At 52.7% G+C, this 25890-nt stretch carries 26 protein-coding genes; 9 read left to right on the top strand and 17 right to left on the bottom strand.

The window, feature by feature from the left end:
* Nucleotides 1–262: 262 nt before the first annotated feature.
* The 10 genes from osmV to ABU190_RS25245 all read right to left on the bottom strand — a co-directional run bounded on the left by osmV (nucleotide 263) and on the right by ABU190_RS25245 (nucleotide 9987).
* On the bottom strand, nucleotides 263–1411 hold the full coding sequence (osmV, locus tag ABU190_RS25290) for an osmoprotectant ABC transporter ATP-binding protein OsmV (protein WP_039078847.1): 1149 nt from the start codon (nucleotides 1409–1411) through the stop codon (nucleotides 263–265).
* A complete protein-coding gene (gene osmW / locus ABU190_RS25285; RefSeq protein WP_354692712.1) occupies nucleotides 1411–2058 on the bottom strand; it encodes an osmoprotectant ABC transporter permease OsmW in 648 nt (215 codons plus the stop codon). The genes osmV and osmW overlap by 1 nt, the downstream gene beginning before the upstream one ends.
* Before the next feature lie 9 nt (nucleotides 2059–2067).
* On the bottom strand, nucleotides 2068–2970 hold the full coding sequence (gene osmX, locus ABU190_RS25280) for an osmoprotectant ABC transporter substrate-binding protein OsmX (RefSeq protein WP_071195528.1): 903 nt from the start codon (nucleotides 2968–2970) through the stop codon (nucleotides 2068–2070).
* Nucleotides 2971–2996: 26 nt separating this feature from the next.
* Nucleotides 2997–3707: an osmoprotectant ABC transporter permease OsmY gene (gene osmY, locus ABU190_RS25275; protein ID WP_354692711.1), complete on the bottom strand. Its 711-nt coding sequence runs from the start codon at nucleotides 3705–3707 to the stop codon at nucleotides 2997–2999.
* Nucleotides 3708–3962: 255 nt separating this feature from the next.
* Nucleotides 3963–4577 carry a Tat proofreading chaperone DmsD gene (gene dmsD / locus ABU190_RS25270; RefSeq protein ID WP_354692710.1) on the bottom strand — a complete coding sequence of 205 codons (615 nt, stop codon included), beginning with the start codon at nucleotides 4575–4577 and terminating at the stop codon, nucleotides 3963–3965.
* 20 nt (nucleotides 4578–4597) lie between these two features.
* Nucleotides 4598–5455 carry a dimethyl sulfoxide reductase anchor subunit family protein gene (locus ABU190_RS25265; RefSeq protein ID WP_354692709.1) on the bottom strand — a complete coding sequence of 286 codons (858 nt, stop codon included), beginning with the start codon at nucleotides 5453–5455 and terminating at the stop codon, nucleotides 4598–4600.
* Between the two features lies 1 nt (nucleotide 5456).
* A complete protein-coding gene (locus tag ABU190_RS25260; RefSeq protein ID WP_354692708.1) occupies nucleotides 5457–6074 on the bottom strand; it encodes a DMSO/selenate family reductase complex B subunit in 618 nt (205 codons plus the stop codon).
* A gap of 10 nt (nucleotides 6075–6084) precedes the next feature.
* Nucleotides 6085–8523 carry a selenate/tellurate reductase subunit YnfE gene (gene ynfE / locus ABU190_RS25255; RefSeq protein ID WP_354692707.1) on the bottom strand — a complete coding sequence of 813 codons (2439 nt, stop codon included), beginning with the start codon at nucleotides 8521–8523 and terminating at the stop codon, nucleotides 6085–6087.
* Between the two features lie 155 nt (nucleotides 8524–8678).
* Complete coding sequence (locus ABU190_RS25250) at nucleotides 8679–8984, bottom strand: DUF1161 domain-containing protein (protein WP_354692706.1); 306 nt, start codon at nucleotides 8982–8984, stop codon at nucleotides 8679–8681.
* Nucleotides 8985–9075: 91 nt separating this feature from the next.
* The gene (locus tag ABU190_RS25245) at nucleotides 9076–9987 is read right to left on the bottom strand and encodes a LysR family transcriptional regulator (RefSeq protein ID WP_354692705.1); all 912 of its coding nucleotides are present in this window, start codon (nucleotides 9985–9987) and stop codon (nucleotides 9076–9078) included.
* Nucleotides 9988–10095: 108 nt separating this feature from the next.
* Between ABU190_RS25245 and ABU190_RS25240 the strand changes: the two genes are divergently transcribed.
* Together ABU190_RS25240 and ABU190_RS25235 are read left to right on the top strand one after the other, a co-directional pair.
* Nucleotides 10096–10734 carry a LysE family translocator gene (locus ABU190_RS25240; protein ID WP_354692704.1) on the top strand — a complete coding sequence of 213 codons (639 nt, stop codon included), beginning with the start codon at nucleotides 10096–10098 and terminating at the stop codon, nucleotides 10732–10734.
* 93 nt (nucleotides 10735–10827) lie between these two features.
* On the top strand, nucleotides 10828–11526 hold the full coding sequence (locus tag ABU190_RS25235) for a YnfC family lipoprotein (RefSeq protein ID WP_354692703.1): 699 nt from the start codon (nucleotides 10828–10830) through the stop codon (nucleotides 11524–11526).
* Between the two features lie 18 nt (nucleotides 11527–11544).
* On the opposite strand, the gene speG is transcribed toward ABU190_RS25235, so the two are convergent.
* Both speG and ABU190_RS25225 read right to left on the bottom strand, forming a co-directional pair.
* A complete protein-coding gene (gene speG, locus ABU190_RS25230) occupies nucleotides 11545–12105 on the bottom strand; it encodes a spermidine N1-acetyltransferase (protein WP_071194299.1) in 561 nt (186 codons plus the stop codon).
* A 62-nt stretch (nucleotides 12106–12167) separates the two neighbouring features.
* The gene (locus ABU190_RS25225; protein ID WP_039078872.1) at nucleotides 12168–12509 is read right to left on the bottom strand and encodes a DUF1283 family protein; all 342 of its coding nucleotides are present in this window, start codon (nucleotides 12507–12509) and stop codon (nucleotides 12168–12170) included.
* A gap of 143 nt (nucleotides 12510–12652) precedes the next feature.
* Between ABU190_RS25225 and ABU190_RS25220 the strand changes: the two genes are divergently transcribed.
* The 6 genes from ABU190_RS25220 to ABU190_RS25195 all read left to right on the top strand — a co-directional run bounded on the left by ABU190_RS25220 (nucleotide 12653) and on the right by ABU190_RS25195 (nucleotide 20207).
* Nucleotides 12653–12979, top strand: a complete 327-nt coding sequence (locus tag ABU190_RS25220) for a YnfA family protein (RefSeq protein WP_354692702.1) — start codon at nucleotides 12653–12655, stop codon at nucleotides 12977–12979.
* A 123-nt stretch (nucleotides 12980–13102) separates the two neighbouring features.
* Nucleotides 13103–14128 carry a Zn-dependent oxidoreductase gene (locus tag ABU190_RS25215; RefSeq protein ID WP_354692701.1) on the top strand — a complete coding sequence of 342 codons (1026 nt, stop codon included), beginning with the start codon at nucleotides 13103–13105 and terminating at the stop codon, nucleotides 14126–14128.
* Nucleotides 14129–14295: 167 nt separating this feature from the next.
* On the top strand, nucleotides 14296–15675 hold the full coding sequence (locus ABU190_RS25210) for an MFS transporter (RefSeq protein WP_354692700.1): 1380 nt from the start codon (nucleotides 14296–14298) through the stop codon (nucleotides 15673–15675).
* A gap of 257 nt (nucleotides 15676–15932) precedes the next feature.
* A complete protein-coding gene (gene manD / locus ABU190_RS25205; protein ID WP_354692699.1) occupies nucleotides 15933–17147 on the top strand; it encodes a D-mannonate dehydratase ManD in 1215 nt (404 codons plus the stop codon).
* Between the two features lie 58 nt (nucleotides 17148–17205).
* The gene (locus tag ABU190_RS25200; protein WP_039078877.1) at nucleotides 17206–18540 is read left to right on the top strand and encodes an MFS transporter; all 1335 of its coding nucleotides are present in this window, start codon (nucleotides 17206–17208) and stop codon (nucleotides 18538–18540) included.
* 203 nt (nucleotides 18541–18743) lie between these two features.
* Nucleotides 18744–20207, top strand: coding sequence for a fructuronate reductase (locus tag ABU190_RS25195; RefSeq protein ID WP_354692698.1), 1464 nt, complete (start codon nucleotides 18744–18746; stop codon nucleotides 20205–20207).
* Between the two features lie 32 nt (nucleotides 20208–20239).
* On the opposite strand, the gene ydfZ is transcribed toward ABU190_RS25195, so the two are convergent.
* The 3 genes from ydfZ to ydfG form a co-directional block, all read right to left on the bottom strand.
* Nucleotides 20240–20443, bottom strand: coding sequence for a putative selenium delivery protein YdfZ (gene ydfZ / locus ABU190_RS25190; protein WP_039078879.1), 204 nt, complete (start codon nucleotides 20441–20443; stop codon nucleotides 20240–20242).
* A 172-nt stretch (nucleotides 20444–20615) separates the two neighbouring features.
* Complete coding sequence (locus ABU190_RS25185) at nucleotides 20616–21302, bottom strand: GntR family transcriptional regulator (RefSeq protein WP_039078880.1); 687 nt, start codon at nucleotides 21300–21302, stop codon at nucleotides 20616–20618.
* Nucleotides 21303–21392: 90 nt separating this feature from the next.
* Nucleotides 21393–22142 (bottom strand): bifunctional NADP-dependent 3-hydroxy acid dehydrogenase/3-hydroxypropionate dehydrogenase YdfG, encoded by a 750-nt coding sequence (gene ydfG, locus ABU190_RS25180; RefSeq protein WP_071194294.1) that lies wholly within the window; start codon nucleotides 22140–22142, stop codon nucleotides 21393–21395.
* A gap of 172 nt (nucleotides 22143–22314) precedes the next feature.
* Here ydfG and dcp point away from each other — a divergent pair, with 172 nt between their 5' ends.
* On the top strand, nucleotides 22315–24360 hold the full coding sequence (dcp, locus tag ABU190_RS25175) for a peptidyl-dipeptidase Dcp (protein ID WP_354692697.1): 2046 nt from the start codon (nucleotides 22315–22317) through the stop codon (nucleotides 24358–24360).
* Between the two features lie 151 nt (nucleotides 24361–24511).
* On the opposite strand, the gene ABU190_RS25170 is transcribed toward dcp, so the two are convergent.
* Together ABU190_RS25170 and ABU190_RS25165 are read right to left on the bottom strand one after the other, a co-directional pair.
* Nucleotides 24512–25651 (bottom strand): phage integrase Arm DNA-binding domain-containing protein, encoded by a 1140-nt coding sequence (locus ABU190_RS25170; RefSeq protein WP_165158565.1) that lies wholly within the window; start codon nucleotides 25649–25651, stop codon nucleotides 24512–24514.
* Nucleotides 25626–25889, bottom strand: coding sequence for an excisionase (locus ABU190_RS25165; RefSeq protein ID WP_354692696.1), 264 nt, complete (start codon nucleotides 25887–25889; stop codon nucleotides 25626–25628). Before ABU190_RS25165 ends, ABU190_RS25170 begins: the two co-directional genes overlap by 26 nt.
* Between the last annotated feature and the right edge of the window lies 1 nt (nucleotide 25890).

The raw sequence follows: 25890 nt of genomic DNA, 5'->3' as shown, positions 1-25890 counted from the left end.
CGGCCCCGGTCAGCCGCCAACGCCTCATCGATTTTCAGCCGGACCCTGTCATCGCTGTCACTGTTTTATTCTTATTAAGCGGCGTTGTCGCTGTAAAACGTAAGATTACTGGGGATTCCTCAGCCCCCGGGGAGAGGGTTGGGTGAGGGGAATATGCGGCTCAGGTGGTGGGTTCCGTTCCCCTTATGTTGAAGACATTCACAGTAGCTACACGTTCGGTGCGGCACATACGTAACCCGGCTAAGCGAAGCGCCAGCCGGGATCAGGCATCGCTGTGAATATTTAGCACCCGGCGTGTTTTGCCGGAGCTTAAATAATCTGCAATATAATCCTGTGAAATCTCCCCGTTGTAGCGCCCGGCTTCATCAACAATCGGCATCCAACTGGTATTACTCTCATACAACTTCGACAGTACCACGCGCAGATTATCCTCAGCTTTGCCGGTGATTCGGAACGGATGCAGCAGTCCGGCGCAATCGCCCTGCGCGCCACGCGCTTCGCGACGCTTCACAAAACCCAGCGGTTTACCGTCGCCATCCACCACGGTAATCGCGCGAATATCGTTATCGTCCATCATCGCGAACGCTTCCTGAGCCGCCGTCGACTCACGTACCGTCAGCGTTGGCTGTTGGTCGGTGACATCGCCTGCGGAAACCAGCAGCAGACGTTTCAATGTACGGTCCTGGCCGACAAAAGAGCCGACAAACTCGTTCGCCGGTTTGGCCAGCAGCTCATCCGGGCTGGCGCACTGCACAATACGCCCCTGGCGGAACACCGCAATCCGGTCCCCCAGCTTTAACGCTTCATCTATATCGTGGCTGACCAGCATGACGGTCTTTTTCAGCGTGCGCTGCATCTCCAGAAACTGATTCTGGATAACTTCGCGGTTAATGGGATCGACCGCGCCGAACGGTTCATCCATCAGCAGGACCGGTGGATCCGCCGCCAGTGCGCGAATCACCCCGATACGCTGCTGCTGACCGCCGGACATCTCACGCGGGTAGCGGTGAAGAAATTTTTTCGCATCCAGCGCCACCATATCCATTAACTCTTCGGCACGACGCTTACAGCGGTCTTTATCCCAGCCCAGCATGCGCGGCACCACGGTAATGTTCTCTTCGATGGTCATATTGGGAAACAGACCGATCTGCTGGATAACATAGCCCAGATTACGACGCAGGCTGACAGTATCCATGTCGCTGGTATCTTTGTCATTGACCAGGATCTTACCGCTGCTGGGCATAATCAGGCGGTTAATCATCTTAAGCGTGGTCGTTTTGCCGCAGCCGGACGGGCCCAACAGTACGCACATTTCACCTTGCGGCACGTGCAGGTTGATATTGTCGACGGCCTTCACGGTCTGGCCGTTTTTCTGGGTGAATTGTTTAGTTAAATTTTCCAGTTTTATCATTATCGAATCCCCTTCGGTGTCAGAACCACCTGCAAGCGATGCAGTAACCAGTCGAGCACAATGGCCAGTAAACAGATCATCAGCGCCCCGGCAATCAACATGCGGATATCGCTGCCGCCGATACCATTGAGCAACAGTAGCCCCAGGCCGCCTGCGCCAATGACCGCCGCAATGGCCATAACGCCAATATTCATCACCACCGCAGTACGGATGCCGCCGAAAATCACCGGCAGCGCCATGGGAATCTCTACCCAGCGCAGACGTTGCCAGAAGGTCATGCCAATGCCGCGCCCGGCTTCCCGCAGGCCGGGAGGCAGACTGTCCAGCGCCGTATGGGTATTACGCACAATCGGCAGTAAGGAGTAGAGGAATACGGCGGTGATCGCGGGCAGGGCGCCAATCCCCTGGCCGATCAGCGAAAATAGCGGGATCATCAGGCCGAATAAGGCAATCGACGGGATGGTCAGCACAATCGTTGCCAGCCCCAGCACGGGCGTTGCCAGCCATTTATGCCTTACGATAAGGATCCCCAGTGGCACACCCGTCACAATTGCCAGACCGACTGCAAGCAGCACCAGCCAGAGGTGCTGGAAGGTGAGCATTGCCAGATAGCTCCAGTTATCCATTATGTAGTGAATCGTATCCATAGGCGCTCCTTACAGCAGACCTTTCTCACGCAGGAAGTCGTGCGCCACCTGCTGTGGCGTCTGATGGTCAATATCGACTTTTGCGTTGAGCGTCATGATGACGTCGTTGTTGAGCAGACCAGAAAGCGTATTAAGCGCCTCTTCCAGCCCCGGATTGGCCTCCAGCGTGTCTTTACGCACCACCGGCGTTACGGCATAGCTGGGGAAGAAGCCTTTATCGTCTTTCAGCACTTTCAAATCGAAGCCTTTTACCCGGCCATCCGTCGTGTAGACCAGACCGGCATCGACGAAGCCATCACGGACGGCGTTATAGACCAGTCCGGGGTCCATCTGACGGATTTGCGGCCTGTCCAGCTCAAGGTTATAGGCCTGCTGGAAGGGTTTCATGCCGTCGCTACGCCCGGAGAATTCGAGATCCAGCCCCAGCATCCAGTTATGTTTAGGATCGGTTTTTCGAATCTGCTCAATCTTCGCCACCATGTCCGACATGGTATTGATATGCTCGGCCTCGGCGCGTTTACGCTGCATCGCAAAGGCGTAGGTATTGTTCATATCGGCAGGTTTTAACCACACCAGGCCATGTTTTGCATCCAGCCGTTTTACCGTTTCGTAAGACTGTTCCGGCGTCATACGCTCTTTAATATGATTGAAGATAATCAGCGAGGTGCCGGTATATTCCCACGTCATATCAACCTGTTTATTGATCATCGCATTACGGGAAATCACCGTGGCAATGTTGGTTTGCGGCTGCACCTGAAACCCTTTCTTTTGCAGATACTGCACCGTCAGGGCCGAGAGAATATGCTGCTCAGTAAAGCTTTTGGTCGCCAGAATCAGTGGGGCGGCGTGCACGCTTGCCGTAAAAAGCAGCGTGGCACTCAACAGCCCCAACAGGCGTGAAGTCAGTCTCATAGGGATTCCTTTTCTTATTATCTGGTTCAGGCTGAGTGAGGGCTCAAAAAACGCCCAAGCGCCGCCAGCAGCGTATCCAGAATCAGGGCAAACAGCGCGGTTGCCGCCGCACCCAGAATCAGGGTCGGGAAATCGTTCAGATAGATGCCCGGGAAGATCAGCTCGCCATAACTGCTGGCGCCGATTAAAAAGGCCAGCGGCGCGGTGCCCACGTTGATGGCCGTGGCGATACGCACCCCGGAGAGGATCACCGGCAGTGCATTGGGCAACTCCACCTGATACAGCCGTTGCCATTTGGTCATACCGATACCGTTCGCGGCTTCCAGCAGCGATGCCGGAACCGAGCAGAGCCCCGCATAGGTGTTACGCACAATGGGCAGCAGTGAGGCCAGGAAAAGGGCAATAATGGCGGGTTTATCACCAATCCCGATGATGACCATCGCCAGCGCGAGTACGGCCAGCGGTGGCAGCGTGTTACCGACGTTAAAAATCTGCATCACGTATTCTGCGACACCGCGCGCAGCCGGGCGGCTAAGCGCAATCCCGCTGGGAATACCAATCAGCAGAGCAAAGAACATAGAGCTGAACACCAGTATCAAGTGTTGTTGCCCGAGATAGACCAAATCCACCTGGCGGGCTCTAATTGTATCCAGACCAATACCCCAAACCAGGAGCGCCAGTACGGCGGCGATAGCCGCGGTAAACAGCAGGGCGCGTGAGAGTGCGGAAGTGTGCATTGCAGTGTGTCTCCCTGTGTGCATGCGTTATGGCAACGGAGAGTTGCGTGTTGTTATGCCATGTTCGGCAGGGTATTTGAGCTATAGCAAGCACCTGGGAAGGATTCCAGTTTGGCGCGAATCTTTTAACCTGCGGATTTTGCGGAGGATTTACGCTATCGCTGATGAGATAACGGCTAAGAGGGTAACTAAAGAATTGTCTTAAAAATGCGCCCTTAAAGTGACGTTGTCACCGTAAGGGCGCATTGGCAGGGATTAACGCGATAACGCTTTTTGGGCAACCGGCATTAATAAATGGCTCTGCCAGTCGCTAAGTGTTAACCGGGCAAGCCTGCCCGCCGCCTGCCAGAATGGGTGACGGGCTTCCGCTACAAAAATCTCAAGAAAGCGTCCGGCCCAGGGCAGAAGATGCCAGGCAAGCAGCTCATCACAGGTGGCGTAGCGCTGATTCTCAACAAGCCAGGCCGCCAGCATCAACAGGGTGCCAAAATGATCTTCCGGCTCATTCTGACTGGCCTCCCAGACGATGTGGTTGTCACGCATCCACTGGCGAAGCTCCAGCGTGGAGTCGCCAAAGAGTACGCTTTCTTTATCCAGCCAGACGGATCCCCAGGGCGGCGCAGGCAGGGCCCACGGGCCGATAAATAGCCGTTGCCAGGCCTCAGGAATCGTTTCCTTGCTTTCTGCGCAAAATAACGGCACGAGCGGGGCCAACGCCTCCGGCGCCAGCGGCCATTGGGTTTGCCATTCCCCCTGGCGGAATGCGGCGATCAGCGCCTGCGTCTGTTCACTTTCCGGCGGGTAGTAAAACAGCGCCCCCAGAATGCGTGCCGAAAAGGCGAAATCGGCTGTGTAAAAAGTGTCAGTCATTACGTTCCCTGAATCTCTGCTTAACCTGCAACCGCCATACCGACAGTCATATGTAACCCATAGAACAGACCGCGCCCCACCAGTTCGCCTGCAACCACCAGTATGACACCGGCAAGCAGGCTGACAGCACGTGGCTGTTTTCGCATGATCAACGGACAGAGCCAACAGCCGAGACCTGCGGCCAGCAGGACCATACGCCAGACCTGCATTTCACTCCAGGCTGGCACCAGCATGCTGGCCTGCTGTACGGAACTGTGGATCCCGGCAAGGCTCATCCCTTGCAGAATCACCAGACCGAGGCTTGCCAGCAGCGCCACCACGCTCAGCGAGGCTAAGGTCGCGCCATTGAAAGTGACGTGTGCCAGACGCAGCAGCAGTGCCGCCAGTAGCGGGCCGCCGAGTAGCATCGTGAGGAAGAACCCGGCGGTGGTATATCCGTTATGCCAGGTGGGTACCGTATCAATCTGATAGACACGACTCATAGCCCAGACAAATACTACGCCCAGCACCATGCTGACCACCAGCCAGATTTTGCCCAGCGCAGCCGGCATTTTACCCAGCACCGTCACCAGCCACCAGAAGCCGCCTACGGCGAAGAAAATCGAGCCTGCGGCGATTTCGTTACTTAACGCAGAGGCGCCCATCCGGTTGAGTGAGTTCAGTGCGCGCATCGGCGAACCAAGGTGCATCATAGAGGCGATAAAGCCGATGCCCATTAACACCCAAAGAAAGAACATGCTCCGCGTAATTCGCTGCTGTCCGGGCGCATCGTTTTTCGCCGCCATCCAGCCCATCCCGGTGACGATAAGGCCACCTGCCACGCATTGCCCTAATACCGTGAACAGTACCAGCGGCCATTCATGCCATCCGTTACCCATCTCACACCTCCCGCGGGTTTGCCAGATAGCCGGTGGTATCCCCTGTCGGGCGGCTGTTGGCGTTAGGTTTAATCACGATGCACGGCCTGGTGAAGTGCGACGCCGGGAGCGGGGCGACTGCCGCCAGCTCACCGTATTTTTTACGCAGATCTTCAATGGGACCGAAGTCCAGCGCACGCAGCGGGCAGGATTCCACGCAAATCGGCTTATGGCCCTCGGCAACACGACTGTAGCAGCCGTCGCATTTGGTCATATGGCCTTTTTCGGTGTTGAACTGCGGCGCACCGTACGGGCAGGCCATATGGCAGTAACGACAGCCGATGCAGATATCTTCGTCCACTACCACAAAGCCATCTTCGCGTTTGTGCATCGCCCCGCTGGGGCAGACTTTGGTACAGGCCGGATCCTCGCAGTGGTTACAGGCGATGGAGAGGTAATAGGCGAAAACGTTCTGGTGCCAGACGCCGTTATCTTCCTGCCAGTCTCCCCCCGCGTATTCGTAAATGCGGCGGAAGCTAACATCCGGGGTTAAGTTCTTGTAATCCTTACACGCCAGCTCACAGGTTTTACAGCCGGTGCAGCGTGCGGAGTCGATATAAAATCCATATTGTGTGGTCATCGGCTACTCCTTAAACCTTTTCGATTTCGACCAGATTGGTGTGCTGCGGGTTACCTTTCGCCAGCGGTGACGGACGATGGGTGGTCAGCGTGTTCACGCAGCCACCATGGTCAACGCGATCGCCTTGCATATCGGCGTTGTGCCAGGCCCCCTGGCCCATGGCGCTCACTCCCGGCATGATGCGCGGAGTGACTTTAGCGGCTATGCGTACTTCGCCGCGTCCGTTGAACACCCTGACCATATCCCCACTGACGATGCCGCGTTTTTGCGCATCAATCGGGTTGATCCACACCTCCTGGCGGCAGGCGGCCTCAAGGATATCGATATTGCCGTAGCTGGAGTGCGTCCTGGATTTGTAATGAAAACCAAACATCTGTAGCGGATATTTATTACGCGCCGGATCGTCCCAGCCTTCTGGCGTCGAGGCATAAACCGGTAACGGACTGATCACTTCCCCTTCTGGTATCTCCCAGGTATTGGCAATTCTGGCCAGGCTGCTGGAGTAGATTTCAATTTTGCCAGAGGGCGTTTTCAGCGGATTAGCCTGCGGATCGTCGCGAAATTTTTTATAGGCTACATAGTGCCCGGCGGGGTCTTTACGCTTGTAAATCCCCATTTTTTTCAGCTCTTCATAGGAGGGCAGTTGGGGATCTTTTGCCAGCATTTTGGCGTAAAGGTACTTAAGCCACTCTTCCTGTGTACGCCCTTCTGTGAATTTCTGGTAAATATCCGGCCCCAGGCGTCTGGCAATTTCGCTGGTTATCCAGTAAATCGGCTTACGCTCGAATTTCGGTGCGGTAACCGGCTGGATAAAGATCAGATAACCCATGTTGCCGGCGTAATCATTCGGGATGATATCTTCCTGCTCAACGGTCATTAAATCGGGCAGCAGGATATCCGCGTACATCGCCGATGAGGTCATGAAATTCTCAATGACGACAATCATTTCGCATTTCTTGTCGTCCTGTAAAACGTCATGGGTATGGTTGATGTCGCCATGCTGGTTGGTGATGGTGTTACCGGCATAGTTCCAGATAAATTTGATCGGGACGTCGAGTTTGTCTTTACCCTGAACACCGTCACGCAGGGCGGTCATCTCTGCGCCGCGCTCAATGGCATCGGTCCAGCTAAAGCAGGAAATTTTGGTTTTTACCGGGTTTTCCGGCATCGGCATGCGTTCAATGGTAATGGTATAGGTGGACTCACGCGCGCCGCTGTTCCCGCCGTTGATACCGACGTTACCGGTCAGAATGGGCAGCATCGCGATAGCGCGGGCGGTTAATTCGCCATTTGCCTGACGCTGCGGACCCCAGCCCTGGCAAATACAGGCGGGTTTGGTTTGACCAATCTCACGCGCCAGTTTCACAATGCGGTCGACCGGGATGCCGGTCACGGCAGAAGCCCATTGCGGCGTTTTGGCAATGCCGTCGTCGCCCTGGCCCAGAATATAGGCTTTGTAATGACCATTGGCTGGCGCGCCCGCTGGCAGGGTTTTCTCGTCATACCCGACGCAGTATTTGTCCAGGAATGGCTGATCGACCATGTTTTCGTTAATCAATACCCAGGCGATACCGGCAACCAGTGCGGCATCGGTGCCCGGACGTATGGGGATCCACTCATCTTCGCGCCCGGCAGCGGTATCGGTATAACGTGGGTCGATGACGATCATGCGCGCATTGGAGCGTTCGCGCGCCTGTTCCAGAAAATAAGTAATGCCGCCGCCGCTCATACGGGTTTCAGCCGGATTGTTGCCAAACATCACCACCAGTTTGGTGTTTTCGATGTCTGACGTACTGTTGCCTTCGTTGGATCCGTAGGTGTAAGGCATCGCATAGGCGATCTGCGCCGTACTGTAAGTGCCGTACTGGCCGAGGAAGCCGCCGTAAATGGCCATCAGGCGGGCAATAATAGAGGCTGAAGGGGAAGAACGGGTGATGTTGCCGCCGACGATACCGGAGGAGTAGTTAATGTACACCGCCTCGTTACCGTATTTTTCCACAATCCCTTTCAGGCTGCCTGCGATAGTATCAAGTGCTTCATCCCAGGAGATACGTTCGAATTTCCCTTCGCCACGTTTACCCACGCGTTTCATGGGGTAGTTCAGGCGATCCGGGTGGTTGATACGACGGCGGATGGAACGCCCACGCAGGCAGGCGCGAACCTGGTGATTTCCGTAAACATCCTCCCCGGTATTGTCTGTTTCGACCCAGTAGACCTCGTTATCGCGTACGTGTGAACGCAACGCACAGCGACTACCACAGTTGACGGAGCAGGCGCCCCATACGACTTTATCCTCTGCGGGTTGCAGGGCGCTTTGAACCGCAGCAGCAGCGTTCCGCATGCCAAAAGGCAGAGAAAAACTGCCTGCCGCCAGCGCCAGCGAACCCAGCGCAGTGGATTTCACGAGTGTTCGGCGGCTGATCCCGCCACCGCTCTCAACAATGGACATAGCTCACTCCGTTATAGCTTATAATAGAAAAATATTACCCGTCGAAATTACGAGCAGGCTAACGATGAGAGTGATGCTACTTAATAAGAGCCAGAGGGACCTTAATGGGGATCAAGAAGAGGACTAATCCCCATTATTTTTGTAGGGAAATGAATTTATTGTGCGACGGGTTTGCCACTCTCTTGCGGCGTTATTTCCCCCGCTTGTGCATTCGCGCTACCACGGGTGCGGGTATAAAGGATTTTCCAGTTATCGTTACTACAATGGCCCACAACCTGGGCACCCGACGCGCTATTTTGATCGTTGGGTTCGATGGTAAGCGTAAAGTCTGTTTCTGGTACGCCGTTATTTATAATGCGTTGTTGTATATCGCTTTTTACTCTTTCGCAGGAATCCGGTGCGGCATAAGCAGATGCCGAGCCGATGAACAAAAGTGCACCTAACCAGAGTGAATGTTTCATTTGCGACTCCTTATTAATTAATAATGCTCAATGCGTAGCACTGAGAAGTAAGGCTAAGCGAAATCTGCGCAAAACAGGAATGCGCATTATCTTAGTTTTGTATCGTTATATCGTTATGTACATAGCGAGGGATATTTTTCTGCAAAAAAAGGGCAAGTTTGTCGATATTATTCTGCCGTGCCGAATCGCCAGGCCAGACCAGGTAATAGCCATCGCCGGTACCGATCGCCTGCGGGAACGGCGCGACCAGCAGATGCTGATCCATCGCGCTCTGGCTGAGCAGAAGATCGCCAATCGTTACACCATGTCCCCCCATCGCTGCCAGCATGCCCTGTTCGAGGGTATCAAATACTTTGCCGCCCGCCAGACTCAACCCGCTAAACAAGCCGCTACTGTTCAGCCAGCGTCGCCAGTCCCGGCGGTCGCGTGAGGGGTGGATAAACTCACAGGCCGCCAGATTATCACGCGCCTTATCAAGCAAATCAGGAGCGCAAAGGGGGAGCAGCCATTCATCAAACAGTCGCAAACAGCGCGTTCCCGCACCGAAATGTCCATTGCCAAGCAGGATGGCGCAATCGAAAGGCTCTTTGGTGAAATCGACATTGTCGATATCCATCCAGATACTGGACACCTCGACTTCCGGCGTCTCGTGTTGCGCCCGGAAATCTGCCATCACATCCAGGAGCCAGCGCATCGTCAGCGTGGAAGGGGCCTTGAGCCGCAACTGCACATGGGTACTGCGCAGTTGCCGACAGGCATTTTCCAGTTGTGAAAACCCTTGTTGTAACTGCACTGCCAGCATGCGCCCGGCATCAGTAAGCATCACCTTCGGCCCATTACGCTCAAAAAGCTGGCACGCGAAGTGATCTTCCAGCGTGCGGATATGGCGACTGACTGCGCCCGGGGTTACATTGAGTAATTCGGCGGCCTGGCTGAATGAGCTGGATTGTGCTGCTACGGTAAAGGCGCGTAAGGCATAGAGATGCGGAATATTTTGTTTCATAGCGATTTATTTACATTGAGTTTTACTCACGATTGAAGCCAGTTTAACTCGTTTTTCATCCGGTGCGTACGCCTTTACCCTGAACGATAAAACAGGGGGAAACGCGTTATGGCTGAACTAAATCTTGCGCTCCTGAGCGCGTATGTTATCGCAGTGCTTTTTTTACTCTTAACACCCGGTCCCGTTGTGCTGTTAGTGACCGGGACGGCGGCACGCGTGGGGTATGCCAGGGCGTTTCTAACCCTTCTGGGAACAAATCTCGCCTCGCTGGTATTGATAACCCTGGCCGTACTCGCTCTCGCCGGAGCGGTATCGCTCGACAAAAGGTATCTGGCGCTGTTGGGCATCGGCGGTTCTGTGTTTATTGGCTGGGGGGCGGTGCAGTCATTGCGTGAGATTTGGGCGCAAAGGCCGGTGCAGGAGGGGGGTAAGGCTGTGCTGGCAGGTGGGTTTATGCGCGGATTTTTCACCGGTATTTCCAATCCGAAAGATATTCTCTTTTTTGTCTCATTTTTCCCGCAGTTTATTGCCATTAGCCGCGATTTTACCACCAGCATTACCACGCTTTGCCTGCTGTGGATCGTGTTCGATTTTGCCATCATGGCGGGCTATATCGTCGTCATCAAACGTTTTCTCCCTGTCACGCAAAGTCGACGTTTTGCCGCCTGTGCGGCGCTCTTTTTATTGCTATTGGCCGTCTGTGGGGTCGCCTGGAACCTTACGGGCGCGAAATCGCTCTTTATGTGATGAAATGATATTGTCTCTGCCCGAATAATTACAAGATTTGCTAAGATAAGCGCAACGCATTGTGATATTTGGGTGAACCTATTGAAAAAACAAATGATACTCATCGCGCTGATGGCCATTCTGGCGGGGTGTGATGACAACAAAGGACCTGTATCTTTTACGCCGGAGATGGCGAGTTTTTCGAATGAATTCGACTTTGACCCACTGCGCGGTCCAGTAAAAGATTTCAGCCAGACATTACTGAATGAAAAAGGTGAGGTATCGAAGCGCGTCAGCGGCACGATGTCCAAAGAAGGGTGTTTCGATTCACTGGAACTGCATGATCTGGAAAACAATACCGGGGTTTCACTGGTACTGGACGCCAACTATTACCTTGATGCGGACACCCAGGAAAAACGTCTTCGTCTACAGGGGAAATGCCAGTTGGCGGAATTTCCCAGCGCGGGGCTGACGTGGGATACGGATGAGCGCGGCTTTATCTCTTCTGCGCGTGGTAAAGATGTTGAAGTCAACTACCGTTACGATGACGAAGGCTATCCACTGGGTAAATCAACAACCTCGAAAGATATGCATCTGTCCGTTGTCTCGACCCCATCGAATGTAAAAGGTAAGAAGCTCGATTATACGTCGGTCAGCACGCTGAATGATAAACCACTGGGTACTGTCAAACAGACCTGCGAGTACGACAAGCATGATAACCCGGTGGCCTGCCAACTGGAGATTGTCGATACGAGCGTGACGCCTTCTGTTGCGAAGAAATACAGCATTAAGAACACCATCGAATACTATTAATGGCATTCACCACCGCGCTTACTGTGCGGTGGGTTTCAGCAATGTCCCGCCGCTGCTTTTATGGTTTTCCAGGTATTGCTGCTGGAAAATACACATGCGAATAGTATTACGGTACTCGCCGTTAATAAAAAATTCGTGAATCAATTCGCCTTCCACCATAAACCCGAGTTTACGGTAGATATGGATGGCTTTCTCATTCTCTTTATCCACGATCAGATAGAGCTTATAGAGATTTAACACTGTAAAGCCGTAATCCATCGCCAGCTTTGCCGCGCGTGTGGCGAGACCTTTTCCCTGATGCTCTGGCGAGATGATTATCTGGAACTCGGCCCGACGGTGGACGTGGTTAATCTCAACCAGCTCGACCAGTCCGGCTTTGTCCCCATCACACTCCACCACAAAACGGCGTTCGCTCTGATCGTGAATATGCTTGTCATATAAATCTGACAGCTCGACAAATGCTTCATACGGTTCTTCAAACCAGTAACGCATGACGCTGGCGTTGTTATCCAGTTGATGCACAAAACGCAGATCTTCACGTTCGAGCGGGCGAAGTTTGACATGGGCAACGTCGGTCATAGGACATCCTTTTTGACAACAGCGAAGACGGGCGTGGGGAAACGCCCGTAATATGAAAGGGGTTATGGCGTAATCTGACGACCGGTACGGCGGTCAAGGCAACGCAGGGTGTTAGGTTCCCAGTATGCGTTGACGTTAGCGCTTTTGTGGCAATTATCCTGTGCGTCAAAGGCGACGTCAGTTTTATCCCACTCTTTTTCCACACGTTTGTTAACTTTGTGGCGCAGCGAACGGGTATCATCCCACTGTTCTTTTTCCATGGCTGCTTGCTGGCGACTTTGCGCGCTGTCGCCGGATTCAATCACTAACTTATTGGTCTGCGCTGGGGCGCTGGCGGTGTACACGATGGCACCCAGCGTCAGCATTGCCGTCAGGCACAGGCGTTTGCTAAGTGAAATGTTCATTGCAATTTCCTTCTTGAGGGGATCTAAAAGCTACAGAGCAATTCTACTCGATTCATCCCAGGGCGGATACCCTGCCGGGTGTCCACATATTAGTGGGTTATCCGTTAAGATAGTTCAACCACGACACAATGAAAACGCGAGAGATGATCAAAACAACCCTGCTATTTTTCCTGACCGCCTTATGTGAGATCGTCGGCTGCTTTTTACCGTGGCTGTGGCTGAAACGGGGCGCTACGCCGCTGTTGCTGCTTCCGGCTGCGCTTGCGCTGGCGCTTTTTGTCTGGCTGCTGACCCTGCATCCTGCCGCCAGCGGGAGAGTCTATGCCGCTTATGGCGGGGTGTACGTCTGCACGGCTTTATTATGGCTGAGGGTGGTGGATGGTGAGAAACTCAGCCTGTATGACTGGACGGGGGCCGCTATCGCACTTTGCGGCATGCTGATTATCGTTGCCGGGTGGGGGCGCGCATAAGCGCCCGTTTTTTGTGATCGTTCGCAGCTTTTTTGATCGTTATACTTGTATGGTAGTAGTTCAGTTGCGTAAATTCCCTCCATCGCAATAAAAAACGCAATAAAAGATGTAAGGAATTTACGTATGAAAAGTGTGGTTATCAGAGAGCCAAATAACCTGGTCATTGAACAGCGTCCATTGCCTGTACCCGCAGCAGGCGAAGTCAGGGTAAGAGTGAAACTCGCCGGAATTTGTGGTTCAGACAGCCATATTTATCGTGGCCATAATCCCTTTGCAAAATATCCGCGCGTTATTGGTCATGAATTTTTCGGCATTATCGACGCGGTGGGTGAAGGGATTGATAAAAAACGTATCGGTGAGCGTGTTTCGGTTGATCCGGTTATTAGTTGCGGTGAGTGTTATCCCTGTTCAATTGGTAAACCGAATGTTTGTACTTCATTAGTCGTATTAGGTGTGCATCGCGACGGTGGGTTTAGCCAATATGCGACGGTACCGGCTAAAAATGCTTTCACTATTCCGGATACCATCTCCGATAAACATGCCGTGATGATTGAGCCTTTTACTATCGCTGCGAATGTCACCGGTCAGGCCGCCCCCAAAGAAAATGACGTTGCGCTAATTTACGGTGCAGGTCCGATGGGGTTAACAACCGTTCAGGCGCTGAAAGGCGTTTATAACGTGAAGCAAATTATTGTGGCTGACCGTATCGTTGAACGTCTTGCCATGGCAAAAAACTGCGGTGCCGACTGGGTCATTAATAACGGGCAACAATCCCTGCAAGACTTTTTAGCGGAGAAGGCGCTTAAACCCACTCTGATTGTTGATGCTGCCTGCCACCCTTCAATTCTGCAGGAGGCGATTGGCCTGGCTTCACCGGCGGCGCGTATTGTTCTGATGGGCTTCTCCAGCGATCCTTGCCAGATTATTCAGCAGGGTATTACGGGTAAAGAGCTCTCTATTTTTTCTTCTCGCCTGAACGCGAATAAATTCCCCACGGTTATCGAGTGGTTGCAAAAAGGATTAATCGACCCGGATAAACTGATTACTCATGCTTTTGATTATCAGCACGTTATCGACGCAATAGAAGTATTTGAGAAGGACCAGCGTAAGTGCTGCAAGGTGTTACTGACTTTTTCCGATGAACAATAAAGACATTTTTATCTACGCAAAATCATTCATGTTGCATCGAGGCGGCAAATAAATGACATCTCAGACGCATAAGCGTTGTACGTAACTGGGATAAATGAGTGCAGCCAATTAAAGAGGCAGCCTGAAGGATTAGGCGTACACGCATCTACCTCTTAGAGATAGCTATTATGACAGAAACAACACATGAGCGAAGCACAAAAGACCTGGTAAGAGCGGCTGTATCCGGCTGGCTGGGCACCGCGCTGGAATTTATGGATTTCCAGCTCTATTCATTAGGCGCAGCACTGGTTTTTCATGAAATATTCTTCCCTGAACAGTCCGCTGCGATGGCGCTTATTCTTGCGATGGGGACATACGGTGCAGGCTATATCGCACGTATTGTCGGTGCGTTTATTTTCGGCAAAATGGGCGACAGTATTGGTCGCAAAAAAGTGCTGTTTATTACCATCACCATGATGGGGATCTGCACGACATTAATTGGCGTACTGCCAACCTATGCGCAAATTGGCATATTTGCCCCGGTGTTGCTGGTGACGTTACGTATTATTCAAGGGCTGGGTGCCGGTGCGGAAATTTCCGGAGCGGGGACCATGCTGGCGGAATATGCGCCAAAAGGGAAGCGGGGCATTATCTCTTCGCTGGTGGCGATGGGGACTAACTGCGGTACGCTGAGCGCAACGGCTATCTGGGCAGTGATGTTCTTTGCTCTCGACAGAGAAGAACTGCTGGCATGGGGATGGCGTATTCCTTTCCTGGCGAGTGTCGTGGTGATGATCTTTGCTATCTGGCTGCGAATGAACCTCAAAGAAAGCCCGGTGTTTGAGAAAGTTAACGAAGGCGAACACGCACCTGCACAGAGTAAGTCATCAGAAAGTTCGCTGGGGGCGATGTTTACGAGCAAATCGTTTTGGCTGGCGACCGGCTTACGTTTCGGCCAGGCTGGTAACTCTGGTCTGATTCAAACTTTCCTTGCCGGGTATCTGGTGCAGACGCTGATGTTCAATAAATCTATCCCTACGGATGCGTTGATGATCAGCTCCATCATTGGTTTTGTCACCATTCCGTTGCTGGGCTGGCTGTCGGACAAATTTGGTCGCCGTTTGCCTTACATTCTGTTGAATATCTCGGCGATCATTCTGGCGTATCCGATGCTGTCGATTGTTGTGGATAAAAGCTACAGTCCGGGCGTTATCATGACGGCGTTGATTGTTATCCATAACTTTGCCGTACTGGGGCTGTTCGCACTGGAAAATATCACCATGGCTGAAATCTTCGGTTCGCGTAATCGCTTTACCCGGATGGCGATATCCAAAGAGGCGGGTGGTCTGGTGGCCGTAGGCTTTGGCCCGGTTCTGGCGGGGATCTTCTGCAACATGACCGGTTCCTGGCTGCCGATCCTGGCGATGGTCATTGTCTATTCACTGATTGGCCTGGTGTCGGCGATTCTGATGCCAGAAGTCAAAGACCGCGATCTTAGCATTCTGGAAGATGCTGCAGAAGTGCAGGCGCAGAAGCGGGTGGTCAGTTCCATTCATCAGACGAATTAATGTGCCTGCCCGGTGGTCATAGTTGCCGCTTAGGCGGCGACAGGTAAAACGTCATGTCGTTAAGAGACATGTGCCGGGCTTTAGGGTTACCAGGGCCGCACCAGTGAGAGCTGGCGCGGCCTTGTGTCGTTTGGTGCGCGTAAAATCCAGGCGCTTTTTTTTGTGATCACGGATCGGTTTCTTGTCTTTTATACTTGTATGGTAGTATGCGTAAAGATAAATTTCTTGCATCACAGTGAAGGTGTAAGGAACGAAAAATGAAGATTGTTGGGGCCGAAGTTTTTGTCACCTGTCCGGGGCGTAACTTCGTTACACTAAAAATCACCACCGATGAAGGCATTGTTGGACTCGGCGATGCCACCCTCAATGGTCGCGAAATCTCCGTGGCCTCATATCTGAAAGACCATCTTTGCCCACAGTTAATCGGGCGCGATGCACAGCGCATTGAAGATATCTGGCAGTTTTTCTATAAAGGCGCGTACTGGCGCCGTGGCCCGGTCACGATGTCGGCGATATCCGCGATAGACATGGCGCTGTGGGACATCAAGGCTAAAGCCGCCAACATGCCGTTGTATCAGTTGTTGGGTGGCGCTTCCCGCGATGGGGTGATGGTCTATTGCCACACAACGGGTCACACCATTGATGATGTGCTGGAAGATTACGCACGGCACAAAGAGATGGGCTTTAAAGCGATTCGCGTACAGTGCGGCGTACCGGGAATGAAAACCACCTACGGCATGGCGAAAGGTAAAGGGCTCGCCTACGAACCGGCAACCAAAGGCTTGTGGCCGGAAGAGCAACTGTGGTCCACCGAGAAATACCTCGATTTTACGCCCAAACTGTTCGACGCCGTGCGCAGCAAATTCGGTTTCCACGAACACCTGCTGCATGACATGCATCACCGTCTGACGCCAATTGAGGCCGCGCGCTTTGGTAAAAGCATTGAAGCATTCCGCATGTTCTGGATGGAAGACCCGACGCCGGCTGAAAACCAGGCGTGCTTCCGTCTGATTCGCCAGCATACCGTCACGCCGATTGCGGTGGGCGAGGTGTTTAACAGTATCTGGGACTGCAAGCAACTTATTGAAGAGCAGCTTATCGACTATATCCGTACCACGATTACCCATGCGGGTGGGATAACGGGTATGCGCCGTATCGCTGATTTCGCTTCACTCTACCAGGTCCGTACCGGTTCGCACGGTCCGTCCGATCTCTCGCCGATCTGCCATGCCGCGGCGCTGCATTTTGACCTGTGGGTACCGAATTTCGGTGTCCAGGAGTACATGGGATATTCAGAGCAAATGCTTGAAGTTTTCCCGCATAGCTGGCGCTTTGATAACGGCTATATGCATCCAGGCGAGAAACCTGGCCTCGGCATCGAGTTTGACGAAAAACTGGCGGCAAAATATCCCTACGATCCAGCGTGTCTGCCGGTCGCCCGGCTGGAAGATGGCACGTTGTGGAACTGGTAGTTAACACGTTGATAAGGATGTTGCCCAAATAACAAGCTTCTTACTCGGGAATACAATTATGGTAAGTTCAGTGGATATCAAAAATGCAACAGATAACACACCTGTTATCAAACGTGTCGCCACCGCGTCGGCCATCGGTACTGCGGCGGAATATTATGATTTCTTCGCTTACGGTACGGCGGCTGTTCTGTTTTTTGGTCACCTTTTTTTCCCCAGTACCGATCCTCTTATCAGTACCCTTGCCGCATTTGCCACCTATGCTGTGGGCTTTTTAGCCCGTCCGTTAGGCGGCATTGTCTTTGGTCATATCGGCGATAAAGTCGGGCGTAAAAAAGCACTGGTTATCACAATCTTAATCGTCGGGCTGGGGACGTTCTGCATCGGCTTATTACCAACCTATGAAAAAATCGGTATCTGGGCGCCGGTATTGCTCATTCTGATCCGCGTCTTACAAGGTTTTGGCGTCGGAGGTGAGCAGGCGGGGGCGGTATTAATGACCGCCGAATACTCTGTGCCGGCGCGCAGGGGCTTCTTTGCGAGCTGGGTACAAATTGGTGCACCGGCTGGCTTCCTGTTGCCAATGGCCCTCTTTGCCTTACTCAACGGCGTTCTCTCACCAGAGGCGATGATGGATTACGGCTGGCGTATTCCTTTTCTGCTGAGCGCACTGTTGGTCATCGTTGGCCTGTTTATTCGCTTACGTATTGATGAGTCGCCGGTGTTTGCCAAAATCCGCGAAACCAAAGCGGTTGAATCCCGCCCGGTTGTTGAGGTTATCCGTCATTATCCGGGGATTGTGGTGAAAGGGGTGTGCGCGAAATTAATCGAAGCCTGTACCTTCGCCATGTTTACCGTGATTGTGCTGGCCTACGGTAAAGCAAATAACTTAAGCGCCAATATCCTGATGGATGCCATGATCGTCGCCGTACTGTTGGAAATTATTGCCATCCCGGCGATGGGGGCATTAAGCGACAAAATTGGCCGTAAACCGGTTTATATCGCCGGGGCTTTATTGCAGGTGCTTGCCATCATTCCGTTCTTCCTCGCCATCAATCAGGACAGTTACTGGCTGACGCAGATTGCGATGGTCATGGTTATTACCTTTGGCCACAGCATGTGTTACGCACCCCAGGCATCGTTCTTCCCGGAATTATTCCCGACGCATATCCGTTGCAGCGGTATCGCCCTGATCTGGCAGGTCGGCTCGTTGATCGGTAGCGGTGTTCTGGGGCTGGTGGCGGTGAAAATCCTGCAGATGACCGGTGGGCATTATTACGGTATGGCGGCGTATGTCATCGTATTAGGTGTGATTTCGGTGATTGGCCTGGCGCTGATGCCTGAAACCGCGCCGCGCCGACGCCAGGGCGAGTACCAACAGTGGGGACAACACTGATAAAAACCAGACTTACGGCTCTTTTGTTGCCCCCTCACTGGGAGGGGGAATGAATTCAGTAAAACAAACTGCAAAACCTCATCCTTCTTGTATGGTAGTTGACTTGAATCAAAGATGTCATACCAATCAAATGAGATGGTTTACAGCATGATGATGTCACTCACCGCAATGAAGCGATTTTTAACTATCAAATGAGTAAAACCATGGAAAATCAGCTGTTAAAGGCGAATGCCGTTGTTCCGGCATACGACCGTCAACGTCTTGTCCCGCGCATTGTGCATCTGGGATTCGGTGCGTTCCATCGCGCACATCAATCTGTCTATGCTGACATTCTGGCAACAGAGCATGGCAGCGACTGGGGCTACTGTGAGGTCAATCTGATTGGCGGCGAACAGCAAATTGCTGATCTGAAAGCGCAGGATAATCTCTATACCGTGGCGGAAATGTCTGCTGATGCGTGGACTGCGCGTGTTGTCGGTGTCGCCAAACGCGCACTGCATGCCGGGGTTGATGGTCTGGAAGCGGTTCTTGCGGCGATGTGCGAACCGCAGGTGGCGATTGTTTCACTGACGATTACGGAAAAAGGCTATTGCCACTCTCCGGCTACCGGGCAATTGATGCTCGATCACCCGTTTATTGCCGCCGATTTACAAAATCCGCAGCAGCCGAAATCTGCCGCCGGGGTGATTGTTGAAGCGCTGGCGCGTCGTAAAGCTAAAGGGCTGGCGGCCTTCACTGTGATGTCCTGCGACAACATGCCGGAAAACGGCCATGTCACACGTAATGTTATTTGCGCCTATGCCCGTGCGGTTAATGCAGAACTGGCCGACTGGATTGACGCGAACGTGACCTTCCCGTCAACAATGGTTGACCGTATTGTTCCTGCCGTGACGGCGGATACGCTGGATAAAATTGAACAACTGACCGGTGTACGCGACCCGGCGGGTGTGGCCTGTGAACCGTTCCGTCAGTGGGTTATCGAAGATAACTTTGTGGCAGGTCGCCCGGAATGGGAAAAAGCCGGGGCCGAACTCGTCGCTGACGTGGTGCCATTTGAAGAGATGAAACTGCGCATGCTCAACGGCAGCCACTCTTTCCTCGCCTATCTGGGCTATCTGGCCGGTTACCAGCACATCAATGAGTGCATGGAAGACGATAACTATCGTCGTGCTGCCCATGCCCTGATGTTGCAGGAGCAGGCACCGACGCTGAAAGTGAAAGGGGTCGATCTGGCGCATTACGCGGACTTGCTCATTGCGCGTTACAGCAACCCGGCTCTGCGTCACCGTACCTGGCAGATTGCGATGGATGGCAGCCAGAAACTGCCTCAGCGTATGCTGGATTCCGTGCGCTGGCATCGTGTCCATCAGCATGCCTTTGATCTGCTGGCGCTGGGGGTTGCAGGCTGGATGCGCTATGTGGGCGGCGTTGATGAGCAGGGCAATGCGATTGAAGTGAGCGATCCGCTGCTGGCTGTGATTCAGCAGGCTGTAGCAGGCAGTGCAGAAGGGGAAGCACGCGTTAACGCATTGCTGGGTATCGAGGCGATTTTTGGCACTGAGCTGCCGAAAGATGTGACCTTTGTTGAACAGGTAACGCGTGCCTATCAGGCATTGCTGGCGAACGGGGCGAAAGCCACGGTTGCACAGTACGCGGCGAAATTCTGATCTAAATGCCGCCCTCAGGCGGCATCACACCATTAGTGCAGGCCAAGGCGAATCAGTTCAACAGGTTCAAACTGGCCTTCACAACCTTCCACTTCTACCGTTTTGCTACGACGCAACTGAGCTGGCGTCATTCCATTGGCATGGATAGCGATAATTTTCCCGGTACGACCTGTGCCATTAATCATGACGCGGCTGCCGGTGGTGATTGCATTACGGTTACGATCATAAGTCATCATGGTGGTTTCTCCTTTTATCATCCGCAAAACATGCCGGGGCATAAAGCGTCCCCGTCACGGACGCCTTATGAAAACGCTTTTGCTAAGATGATTTTTTGTTTTTGATCAACGTCACACTTTTTAGCGTGCAAAAACAGCACGACGTTTTAAAAACAAAACAGGAGGAGGGAAATTACTCTTCGCTAAACCAGTCGCGATTTTCCTGGCTGATGAGTTTCACAGAACCGCTGATTTCCTGCAGATGGTGGGTCATTGCTTGATCCACCGCATCGGCGTCTCTTTTTTCCAGCGCATCAAAAATATCCTGATGCTGGCGCAGCAGCATTTCCGGAGGCGATACGTGGTCAAGGCTCATATAGCGCACACGGTCCATGGTCGCTTTGAGGTTTTCAATGGTATCCCAGGCAAGCTGACAGTCGGCAATCTGCGCGAGCTTCTGGTGAAACTCATCATCCAACTGGAAAAAATCATTCAACTGCTTGCGCTCAATGGCAGTGCGTTGCTGATTGAGATTCTGCTCAAGCTGATAACAATAGCTGTCCGTCATCATCCCGGCGGCGCGACGGGCGACCGCACACTCAATGGCCTGGCGCACGAAGCAGCCGTTACGGACCTGAGCCAGGGAGATTTTATTCACATAGCTGCCGCGCTGGGGGCGGATTTGAATCAGACCGTTTTCCGCCAGCTTGATAAAGGCTTCACGCACGGGCTGGCGTGAAACGTCAAAACGGATCGACACTTCTTTTTCAGAAAGCGGGGTTCCCGGCGGAATCAGGCAATGAACAATATCCCGACGGAGAATACGGTAAATTTGCTGGTTGACGGGTTGCGTCGGGTTGAGCTGGGTTTCAACGATCATTCGCACTTACTTTTTAAGAGGTTAACCCAGCTACCATACCATTAAATAGACGCCGTTCCCATACCCGGCCCGCAGGCCGGGGCGGGAAAATTAGCCTGCGCGATGTACGCTCAGACCAGCATAGGTCTGGCTTACTGGCATCATTTCCAGGGTATTGATATTGACGTGTTTTGGCAGCGTCGCTACCCACCAGACCGCCTCGGTCACATCTTCCGGTGTCAGGGCGTTGGTATTTTCATAGGTTTTTTCGGCTTTCGCGTCATCGCCTTTAAAACGCACATTCGAGAACTCCGTACCGCCCACCAGGCCCGGCTCGATATTGGTTACGCGAACGGCGGTGCCGTTAAGGTCGGTGCGCAGGTTCAGACTGAACTGACGCACAAACGCTTTGGTGGCGCCATAGACGTTACCACCGGCATACGGCCAGTTCCCCGCGGTCGAACCGATGTTGATGATATGACCGCGATTGCGCTCCACCATGCCCGGCAGCACGGCCCGGGTCATATACACCAGGCCTTTGTTGTTGGTGTCGATCATGGTTTCCCAGTCGTCCACATTGGCTTTATGCGCAGGTTCGAGTCCCAGGGCTAACCCGGCGTTATTCACCAGCACGTCAATCTCTTTCCATTCAGCAGGCAAATTTGCCAGCATCTCTTCAATGGCTGCGCGGTTACGCACATCAACTTGCGCCGTAAACAGATTGTCGCCCAGTTCGTCTTTCAGCTCTTGCAGGCGCTCCTGACGGCGGCCTGTTGCAATGACTTTGTGTCCATTTTCAATAAAACGACGTGTGATACTCTCACCAAAACCCGCTGTTGCCCCGGTAACCAAAATTATCATCTTGCTGTTCCTCAACGCTTTTTGTGGTGTATTACCATAGCACGCACCGCTCGGTGGCGGTAACCTAAGTTAAGCCTGGCAAAAAATCTTCACTTTGTGCTACTGATAGATCATCACAGCCAATACCATGGATGTCTGGTCTGGGGTAACTAACCGCATTCAGGAGTAAATTATGTCGGTAACGAATCCTTTCTTCGATGTCAGCACGCTGCCGTATCAGGCACCGCGCTTCGATCTTATCCATCAGGATCACTATCGCCCCGCATTCGACCGTGGGGTTGAGGAAAAACGCGCCGAGGTGTCCGCCATTGCGCAAAACCCGGCTCCAGCCACGTTTGATAATACCCTGTTGCCGCTGGAGTGCAGCGGTGAGTTGTTGACGCGAGTGACCAGTGTCTTTTTCGCGATGACCTCCGCGAATACCAATGATTTTTTACAGCAACTCGACGAAGCGTTCTCCGCTGAACTGGCGCAACTGGCGAATGATATTTATCTCAATGACACACTGTTTGCGCGCGTTGAGTCCGTCTGGCGCAATCGGGAATCAGCCGGTCTGGATGATGAGTCTTTACGGCTGGTCGAGGTGATGTATCAGCGCTTTATACTGGCTGGTGCGACGCTTTCGGCTGACGATAAAGCGGTACTGAGAGCATTAAATACCGAGGCGGCGACCCTCACCAGCCAGTTTAATCAGCGCCTGCTGGCGGCAGACAAAGCCGGTGGTCTGGTATTGGATTATCTCCATCAACTCGACGGACTGAGCGATGACGCTATCGCCGCCGCAGCCGATGCGGCGCGAGAAAAAGGGCTGACCGATCGCTGGCTACTTTCACTATTAAACACCACACAGCAACCGGCGCTGGCCGCGCTGCGGGATCGTCAGACGCGCGAAAACCTGTTTACTGCCAGTTGGTCACGGACTTCGCGCGGGGATGCCAATGACACGCGCGCTATCGTATTGCGTCTGGCGCAATTACGGGCGCAACAGGCGTCATTGCTTGGCTTCCCGGATTACGCCAGTTGGAAAATGGCCGACCAGATGGCAGGCAATCCACAGGCCGCGTTTGATTTTATGCGCGGTATTGCTCCGGCGGCTCGTGCCCGCGCTGAACGTGAACTGGCCGATATTCAGCAGGTCATTGATGAACAGCAGGGGGGCTTCACCGCCCAGGCATGGGACTGGTCGTGGTATGCCGAGCAGGTAAGACGCGCGAAATACGACCTCGACGAATCACAGGTAACCCCTTATTTTGCGCTCAACACGGTGCTGAGCGAAGGGGTGTTCTATGCAGCGAGCCAACTCTTTGGCATTCGTTTCGTAGAACGTACCGATATTCCTGTTTACCACCCGGACGTGCGAGTCTGGGAAATATTCGACCAGAATGATGAAGGACTGGCGCTGTTTTATGGCGATTTCTTTGCCCGCGATTCAAAGAGCGGCGGCGCATGGATGGGGAATTTCATCGAACAATCGACGCTGCTTTCCACCAAACCGGTTATTTACAATGTCTGCAATTACCAGAAACCGGCCGCCGGGCAGACGGCGCTCTTATCGTGGGATGATGTCATCACCCTGTTTCACGAGTTTGGCCATACGCTGCATGGCTTGTTCGCCCGCCAGCGCTATGCCAGCCTGTCGGGGACCAATACGCCGCGTGATTTCGTTGAGTTCCCGTCACAGATTAACGAGCATTGGGCAAGCCATCCTGAGGTGTTCACGCGTTATGCGCGCCATTATCAAACTGGTGAGCCGATGCCGGAAGCGCTACGCAATAAAATGTTGCGCAGTACGCGGTTCAATAAAGGCTATGACATGACGGAGTTGCTGAGTGCGGCTTTGTTGGACATGAACTGGCACAGTCTGGATGGCGCGACTCAGGTCAGCGATGTCGATGCCTTCGAAGCGCAGGCAATTCACCGCGAAGGGCTTGATATCGCAGCGGTACCGCCCCGTTATCGCAGCAGCTACTTCGCCCATATCTTCGGTGGTGGTTACGCTGCGGGTTATTACGCTTATCTGTGGACGCAAATGCTGGCGGACGATGGCTTCCAGTGGTTTGTGGAGCAGGGCGGCTTATCCCGTGAAAACGGGCAAAGATTCCGTGAAGCGATTTTGTCCCGTGGCAATAGTACTGATTTAGCTGAACTTTATCGCCAGTGGCGCGGCCATGATCCGCAGATTGAACCGATGCTGAAAAACCGAGGCCTGAGCGAGTAACGCGCATTTAGCAAGAAAGAAGAACCGGGTGTGATACCCGGTTTTTTTGTCCGATTTTTTCTTCCCCAAAACTCCTCCAAAATTCCTCCCCAAAATGAATCCTTAAATTCTGTAAAAATTGCAGGGGGATACGGTCCAATTTTTCACGTAGCTACACCTTAACTTTCACCCAGTCCAGACCGCGATCGCTGTGATACTGTGCGGTCATTCTGTCTGATGAATGACCCAAGAGTTGCTGGGTATTGATGCCTTGCCCCTCATACAAGCGTTCGGATAGCGAGCGTTGTTCGTGAAAGGTCGGCATTGTTTTGCCGCTCTCGACTGAAAGGCCGGTGCTATCAACTGCGAGTTTGAAGGAGACGCTAAGGCTGTTTTCTCCAATCTGATCTCCTGCTTTCACAGTACCGCTTGATACCACGTGATGAAGGAGCCAGGGACTCACAACTCTGTCTCTGCATCGCTTAATCACCTGCGCAAGTGTGATATCTAACATTTCGCAGCGCAAAGATAGTGGTATAGCTAATTTCGCCCCTGTCTTTTGCTGTTCAACATGCAGATGTCCGTCCCAGACGTCAGAGAACTTCATTTTTGCAATATCACCGCGTCGTTGTCCGGTGACTACGGCCAATAACATGGAATTTTGAACGTAGGGTGCCATATTGGAGGCCGCTTCAAAGATCGCTTTCCACATTTCGAGGTTTAGCCGAGAGCGGCTTACCCGTACAAAAATTTTTCTTGTTGCAAGGGCTGGGTTATAACCAGGTTCAACTTCCCCCGCATGTTGAGCTTCCTTAAACAAATCAATCCAGACACTGCGGAGCGTTTGGGCCATCCGTGCCTTTCCATTGGATTTATATTCATCGGTAATGGCTGCCAGCATTTTTGTGGTGACCTCCTGTATGCCGATGTCAGGCATTCTTTCAGCCAGCACGTTGGTGCAGGTCTTTCTCGACTTAAGTGTATTTACTTTAATTTCCTTATTTTTAAGCCGTTCCTCCTGTAATTGCAGATACCGTCCGATCCAAGCATTCATGCGTATGGATTTCTTGGAATTAACCGTTTTATGGTTGACCATATCAATAAGGGCAAACGACTGGGCGGCTTCCTGCTGTGCAAGCAGACGATTTAATTCAGTAGCAGCTAATTTTGCCGCTTCCTGATCGGTACCAAAACCGATAAATTGCCCTGTTAATGGGTGGCGGTATTGCCAATAAACTTTCTCAGTTCTTTTATCTAATTTCGAATATAGGTTAGGGACGTTGATATTATGCTTTCTTGGGCGAGCAGCCATTTAATGCTTTCTCCACTAACAGGCGGGCTGTATCAGATATTCCAGACGAAATATCGACTTTTCCGACCATACCGATAAAACGAGCATCTTCATCCACCACCCAACGGCGACCTTGTTTAATTGCTGGTGGGTAGGTCTGTTTGGTCTTGGCGATTTTATGTAAAGCCGCTCGGCTGATTGGCTCTTTAAAACCGTTCGGACCTGACGCCCAATCATTGATAGTTATAAGCTGTCCCATT

Source organism: Phytobacter sp. RSE-02 (assembly GCF_040578655.1).
Taxonomy (GTDB): Bacteria; Pseudomonadota; Gammaproteobacteria; order Enterobacterales; family Enterobacteriaceae; genus Phytobacter; species Phytobacter diazotrophicus.
This window is presented reverse-complemented; position numbering and strand designations above follow the sequence as displayed.

Coding starts and splice junctions, on each gene's coding strand:
- ABU190_RS25225 (WP_039078872.1), bottom strand. CDS start 12,509: ATGAACATTTCACTTAGCAAACGCCTGTGCCTGACGGCAATGCTGACG.
- ABU190_RS25215 (WP_354692701.1), top strand. CDS start 13,103: ATGAAAAGTGTGGTTATCAGAGAGCCAAATAACCTGGTCATTGAACAG.
- ABU190_RS25265 (WP_354692709.1), bottom strand. CDS start 5,455: ATGGGTAACGGATGGCATGAATGGCCGCTGGTACTGTTCACGGTATTA.
- ABU190_RS25245 (WP_354692705.1), bottom strand. CDS start 9,987: ATGAAACAAAATATTCCGCATCTCTATGCCTTACGCGCCTTTACCGTA.
- ABU190_RS25185 (WP_039078880.1), bottom strand. CDS start 21,302: ATGATCGTTGAAACCCAGCTCAACCCGACGCAACCCGTCAACCAGCAA.
- ABU190_RS25200 (WP_039078877.1), top strand. CDS start 17,206: ATGGTAAGTTCAGTGGATATCAAAAATGCAACAGATAACACACCTGTT.
- ABU190_RS25170 (WP_165158565.1), bottom strand. CDS start 25,651: ATGGCTGCTCGCCCAAGAAAGCATAATATCAACGTCCCTAACCTATAT.
- osmX (WP_071195528.1), bottom strand. CDS start 2,970: ATGAGACTGACTTCACGCCTGTTGGGGCTGTTGAGTGCCACGCTGCTT.
- ABU190_RS25165 (WP_354692696.1), bottom strand. CDS start 25,889: ATGGGACAGCTTATAACTATCAATGATTGGGCGTCAGGTCCGAACGGT.
- ABU190_RS25260 (WP_354692708.1), bottom strand. CDS start 6,074: ATGACCACACAATATGGATTTTATATCGACTCCGCACGCTGCACCGGC.
- ABU190_RS25195 (WP_354692698.1), top strand. CDS start 18,744: ATGGAAAATCAGCTGTTAAAGGCGAATGCCGTTGTTCCGGCATACGAC.
- manD (WP_354692699.1), top strand. CDS start 15,933: ATGAAGATTGTTGGGGCCGAAGTTTTTGTCACCTGTCCGGGGCGTAAC.
- ABU190_RS25235 (WP_354692703.1), top strand. CDS start 10,828: ATGATACTCATCGCGCTGATGGCCATTCTGGCGGGGTGTGATGACAAC.
- ABU190_RS25240 (WP_354692704.1), top strand. CDS start 10,096: ATGGCTGAACTAAATCTTGCGCTCCTGAGCGCGTATGTTATCGCAGTG.
- ydfG (WP_071194294.1), bottom strand. CDS start 22,142: ATGATAATTTTGGTTACCGGGGCAACAGCGGGTTTTGGTGAGAGTATC.
- osmW (WP_354692712.1), bottom strand. CDS start 2,058: ATGGATACGATTCACTACATAATGGATAACTGGAGCTATCTGGCAATG.
- ABU190_RS25210 (WP_354692700.1), top strand. CDS start 14,296: ATGACAGAAACAACACATGAGCGAAGCACAAAAGACCTGGTAAGAGCG.
- ynfE (WP_354692707.1), bottom strand. CDS start 8,523: ATGTCCATTGTTGAGAGCGGTGGCGGGATCAGCCGCCGAACACTCGTG.
- osmV (WP_039078847.1), bottom strand. CDS start 1,411: ATGATAAAACTGGAAAATTTAACTAAACAATTCACCCAGAAAAACGGC.
- dcp (WP_354692697.1), top strand. CDS start 22,315: ATGTCGGTAACGAATCCTTTCTTCGATGTCAGCACGCTGCCGTATCAG.
- ABU190_RS25250 (WP_354692706.1), bottom strand. CDS start 8,984: ATGAAACATTCACTCTGGTTAGGTGCACTTTTGTTCATCGGCTCGGCA.
- ABU190_RS25220 (WP_354692702.1), top strand. CDS start 12,653: ATGATCAAAACAACCCTGCTATTTTTCCTGACCGCCTTATGTGAGATC.
- osmY (WP_354692711.1), bottom strand. CDS start 3,707: ATGCACACTTCCGCACTCTCACGCGCCCTGCTGTTTACCGCGGCTATC.
- speG (WP_071194299.1), bottom strand. CDS start 12,105: ATGACCGACGTTGCCCATGTCAAACTTCGCCCGCTCGAACGTGAAGAT.
- ydfZ (WP_039078879.1), bottom strand. CDS start 20,443: ATGATGACTTATGATCGTAACCGTAATGCAATCACCACCGGCAGCCGC.
- dmsD (WP_354692710.1), bottom strand. CDS start 4,577: ATGACTGACACTTTTTACACAGCCGATTTCGCCTTTTCGGCACGCATT.